The sequence below is a fragment of the Streptomyces sp. NPDC127197 genome (assembly GCF_042672405.1).
Classification (GTDB): Bacteria; Actinomycetota; Actinomycetes; order Streptomycetales; family Streptomycetaceae; genus Streptomyces; species Streptomyces flavusporus.
This window is the reverse complement of the sequence record NZ_JBHXVG010000142.1, coordinates 1-1481: the sequence shown is the minus strand read 5'-3', so window position 1 is coordinate 1481 and position 1481 is coordinate 1. Positions and strand designations below refer to the sequence as shown.

Below are 1481 nucleotides of genomic sequence, written 5' to 3'. Positions count from 1 at the left end.
TAGGCCGGTGGCAGGAGTCAATTGCCGTGCTGGAGGCTGGAGATGACCGCTCGCCGTCCGTGTCCGCCCGCGCCGGGGCCGTTGGAGGAGTACGCGGCCCGGTTCGACGACCTCTTCTTCAGCCTGGCGCAGCGGCGGGGGTTTCGCGAGTATCTGACCGGGTTGCTGGCGCCGCGGGAGCGGAACAAGACGATTACCTGTCTGGCGGGGGCGGAGCCGGTGGCCGGTGCGGGGATGCCGGGGGTGCAGCGGTTGCAGTTCTTCCTGTCTGAGTCGCCCTGGGAGGTCGAGCAGGTCAACGACCGGCGGCTTGAACTGCTGCGCGAGCAGCCGGCGACGGCTCCGCACGACGGCGGGGTCATCGTGATCGACGACTCCGGTGACCGCAAGGACGGCACGGCGACCGCGCACGTGGGCCGGCAGTGGCTGGGCCGGTACGGCAAGACCGACAACGGCATCGTCACAGTGACCACGATGTGGACCGACGGCCGCGTGTACTACCCGCTGCACGCGACTCCTTACACCCCCGCCCACCACTTCGCCCGCGGCCGGTCCGCCTCGGCCTTCTGCACGAAACCGCAGTTGGCCGCTGCTCTCGCGGCCCGCGCGAACAAGGCGGGTTTCGGCTGCCGGGCGGTGGTCGCCGACTGTGCCTACTCGGTCAGCGACGACTGGTATCGCGCGCTGCGCGAGGCCGGCTTGGCCTATGTGGTGGCGCTCAAGCCGCGCAACGGTGTCTGGGCCCCGGTCGACCAGCCGCACACCCCCATCGAGGCCGCCCACGCCCTGACCTGGCGGGACGCCGGTCATCCCGGCGACTGGACGGCCGTGGAGCGTCACTTCCGCGACGGGCACACCGAGACCTGGTGGGCCGCAGATGCCCGCCTGGGCGGCTACGGCCCCAACTCGCCCTGCCGACTGATCGTGGCCACCACCGACCCGGCCGGCCTGCCGGAAAAGGCCACCTGGTACCTGGCGACCAACCTGCCCCACCCTGACGCACCCCACGCCGCCATCAGCCCGCACCCGCCGGCTGACCTCGCCGAGATCATCCGCCTCTACGGACTGCGGCCGTGGATCGAGCAGAGCTACAAGCAGATCAAGGACGAACTCGGCTGGGCCGACTTCCAAGTTCGCTCCGACCGCGCCATCCGCCGCCACCAGACCCTGGTCAACTGCGCCTTCTCCTTCTGCTGGGACCAGTGGTTCGCCCCACCCGGACTCCTGGATGCCACTGCGCCGGACCCGTGCCCCAACGAGGGGCCAGAGAGGGGGCCCAGCCGAACCCCACCAGCCCCAACTGCCTTGCTGGCCCAGGGCCTTACGCGCCATCCGTTCCTGGCTCACCCCCGCCGTCACCCTGAACCGGTGGTGGCGAGCCTGGACGGACAAGGACCCACCCTCCGAGCTCCAGGCCCTGATCGACGCGGTCACCACCGGACACGGTCTTGATCTCTACCGCCGGATTTAACGAACTACCG

The 1481-nt window shown here is 70.2% G+C and carries 1 protein-coding gene; it reads left to right on the top strand.

Annotation, left to right across the window (positions count from 1 at the left end; genetic code table 11):
* Nucleotides 1-42: 42 nt before the first annotated feature.
* Nucleotides 43-1452, top strand: coding sequence for an IS701 family transposase (locus ACFVJQ_RS45990; RefSeq protein ID WP_385791976.1), 1410 nt, complete (start codon nucleotides 43-45; stop codon nucleotides 1450-1452).
* Nucleotides 1453-1481: the final 29 nt, after the last annotated feature.